This is a genomic window from Candidatus Desulfatibia sp., from assembly GCF_036446775.1.
Classification (GTDB): domain Bacteria; phylum Desulfobacterota; class Desulfobacteria; order Desulfobacterales; family UBA11574; genus Desulfatibia_A.
Genome location: NZ_JAZFTO010000098.1, coordinates 1 through 2,657, shown reverse-complemented (window position 1 = coordinate 2,657; position 2,657 = coordinate 1). Strand labels below are relative to the sequence as shown.

Below are 2,657 nucleotides of genomic sequence, written 5' to 3'. Positions count from 1 at the left end.
ACCCGCGAGATATCGCCCCTTTGGGGCAAGGACGGCCCTATCCCGATGGATCAGATAGAAACCTACAAGATTTAATTCAAATACCGAATTTTTCTGAAAGTTCTTATCACATATAGTAGGATTACGCCAATGGGGCATGGTGAAATGGGGTCATCCGGGAAATATAAATCAGAGGAATTTATGAAAAAGCAGCATTTAGTTTACATTGTTGCAGTAACAATATTTGCCTGCTCTGCGCTGGCACAGCCTCATTTCGCTTATGGAGGGGAGGGAAAGTTTAAAGAATCTTTTAAATCAACAATGAAAAAACTTAAGAGCGATATAAAAAAAGCTCGTAATAAGGTAAAGGATTCTTCCAAAAAAGTTGATTCAGGCGACCCTGACGAAAATAGAAAAAAGCCAGGGAAGATTACAAAAAAAATAAAGGACAATATATTAAAGACTCATCGAGCAATTAAAAAAGAGATTGAAGACATGGACAAAGAAAACTAAAGTCGGGCCTTGACGGACCGTTGCCCAAATAGGCTTTATTAAATATAGGGCGCGACGTTTGGCGGCTTGGGTTAATACCTCTTTTCGAAATAGTCTTTAAGAATTACGGCGTGGTCGAACGCAAGTTCGCCCGGAAGGTTTTTTTGATTGAATACCCCAATGTCGTCGGCGTCGTCGGCAGCTTTCGGCGTACCGCTACCCTTCCCGATAAAGACGACGGAAATAGTGTGGCCGCGCTTGTCGCGCAACGGGTCGGAATACGCATGGAACTGGCGCACAAGCGTTACATCGAGGCCCGTTTCCTCTTTTGCTTCCCTTACCGCGGCGTCTTCCACCGATTCGCCGTAATCGACGAACCCGCCGGGAATCGCCCACATGCGCGGTTCGTTTTTGCGGTGGATTAAAACTATGCCATCTCCAGTTTCGATTATTATGTCGACCGTCGGCAATGGATTTTTAAAAGTCTCCACTTCGCCGCCGCATTGCGGGCAGATAAGTTTTTTCTTGGCCATTTCAAGGCATCTCCCGCGTTAGAGCACTAACAGGCGGCTGAAAAGGCAGCCTGTTAAGCAATCCATGGATGGATTGCCCAAATTGCGTAGGACAAAGGCCAAGCAATTTGAGAGGCTTGGGCGAATTTATTTCGGCCAAGGCGCAGCTGAAAAAGTCCAGGACGGATTTTTTCAGCAATTTAATTGACGAGCGAATATTTTTTCAGGACTTCCTCCAGCCGCTTTTTGTTTGCCTCAGACATTCCGCAAAGCGGCAGGCGCACATCTTCTTTTATCCTGCCCATCATCGCAAGGGCGGTTTTTGCGGGCACGGGATTGGTCTCGAAAAACATCGCTTTGGTAACCTCACGCATCTTGAAATGTATTTCAAGCGCTTCGTCAAGTTTGCCGTCGAAAAACAAATCGTGCATTTTCGCCATCTCCACGGGCATGACGTTGGCCGTTACCGAAATCGAGCCGGAACCGCCGACGGTAAGGAGCGGGTAGTTTATCGCGTCGTCTCCCGAAAGGAGCAAAAAGGCTTCGGGACAAAGGGCGCGCACGTCGCTAGCCTGCTCCAGCGAACCGGTGGCCTCCTTGATGCCGACTATGTTCTGATGCACCGCAAGGCGCGCGACCGTTTCCGGCAATACGTTGGAGGCGGTGCGGCCGGGGACGTTGTAAAGTATCTGCGGGATTTCCACGGAGTCGGCCACCTTCATGTAATGGCGGTAGATACCCTCCTGCGTGGGCTTGTTGTAATAGGGCGAGAGCAATAGTGCGCCGTCCGCGCCGAGGTCCTTTGCCGCCCTTGTCAGGTCGATTGCCTCGTCGGTGGAATTGCTCCCCGTGCCGGCTATTACTTTTATCCTGCCGTTAACCGTTTTTACGGTAATGCCGATTACATCTTTGTGCTCGTCGTGCGAAAGCGTGGCCGATTCGCCCGTGGAGCCGCACGTAACGACGCCCTGGGAACCGGACTCTATCATCCATTCCAGATGTTCCGCATAACGTCCGACGTCCACCTTGCCATTCTCGAATGGCGTAACGACTGCCGGTATCGAACCCTTGAACATGATGCAATACCTCCTTAATTAGACGCACAGTATAATCGATTACCGCAGTTTTGACCAAGTGTGTGGTTGCCTGCTTAGGGCGAAAAATTAAAGGGCGGCAAAAAAGAACCGTCCCCTTTTTCTTCGCCAATTATTGATTAATCTTTAGAGAATATCTTTTTTGAGGTTCAATTACTGAAATAATAAGTGTGGTTCCATTTTTCAATTCCGAATGCGAATCATACCACTCTTTTAATCCGCCTTGAATATAATTTCCAGCCATAAGATCACCATACTCAGTTCCTGCAGGAGCAGAAGTAACTTGTGGTGATAAATTCCCCACATCAGTTTCTAATATGAATTTCACTTTAAATCCTGGGAAGAATTGCCTTGCTTCCTTTGGTAATGGGATCAAAGAATAAGCCTTGGATGAATTATTAAGGATTATCTCAATACTATCAGAAAACTTAGAGAAATTAGTTCTCATTCTATATTTCTGTGATTGGTTATATGCTCCTTGCTGGTTATTTTTGATAATTTTAGGTCTTTTTTTAAAGATGGGCTTATCTGTCTCAACAAGATTTATTCCTGCTTTGGTATAAGCATCCTTTGGTGAAGT

4 protein-coding genes are annotated in these 2,657 nt (G+C 46.6%); 1 reads left to right on the top strand and 3 read right to left on the bottom strand.

Annotated features, from left to right (window positions below; translation table 11 throughout):
* Positions 1 to 129: 129 nt before the first annotated feature.
* Positions 130 to 492, top strand: coding sequence for a hypothetical protein (locus V3S16_RS04540; protein ID WP_413883490.1), 363 nt, complete (start codon positions 130 to 132; stop codon positions 490 to 492).
* Positions 493 to 563: 71 nt separating this feature from the next.
* On the opposite strand, the gene V3S16_RS04535 is transcribed toward V3S16_RS04540, so the two are convergent.
* From V3S16_RS04535 to V3S16_RS04525, 3 genes are all read right to left on the bottom strand, one after another.
* Entirely contained in the window at positions 564 to 1,004 is a 441-nt protein-coding gene (locus tag V3S16_RS04535; RefSeq protein ID WP_413883489.1) for an NUDIX domain-containing protein, read from the bottom strand.
* 179 nt (positions 1,005 to 1,183) lie between these two features.
* Positions 1,184 to 2,059, bottom strand: coding sequence for a 4-hydroxy-tetrahydrodipicolinate synthase (gene dapA / locus V3S16_RS04530; protein WP_413883488.1), 876 nt, complete (start codon positions 2,057 to 2,059; stop codon positions 1,184 to 1,186).
* Positions 2,060 to 2,189: 130 nt separating this feature from the next.
* Positions 2,190 to 2,657: hypothetical protein (locus tag V3S16_RS04525; RefSeq protein ID WP_413883487.1), on the bottom strand; the 468-nt coding region annotated here is incomplete at its 5' end.

Excerpts from the sequence above, each read along its gene's own strand:
- V3S16_RS04535 (WP_413883489.1), bottom strand. The coding sequence starts at position 1,004 with ATGGCCAAGAAAAAACTTATCTGCCCGCAATGCGGCGGCGAAGTGGAG.
- dapA (WP_413883488.1), bottom strand. The coding sequence starts at position 2,059 with ATGTTCAAGGGTTCGATACCGGCAGTCGTTACGCCATTCGAGAATGGC.
- V3S16_RS04540 (WP_413883490.1), top strand. The coding sequence starts at position 130 with ATGGGGCATGGTGAAATGGGGTCATCCGGGAAATATAAATCAGAGGAA.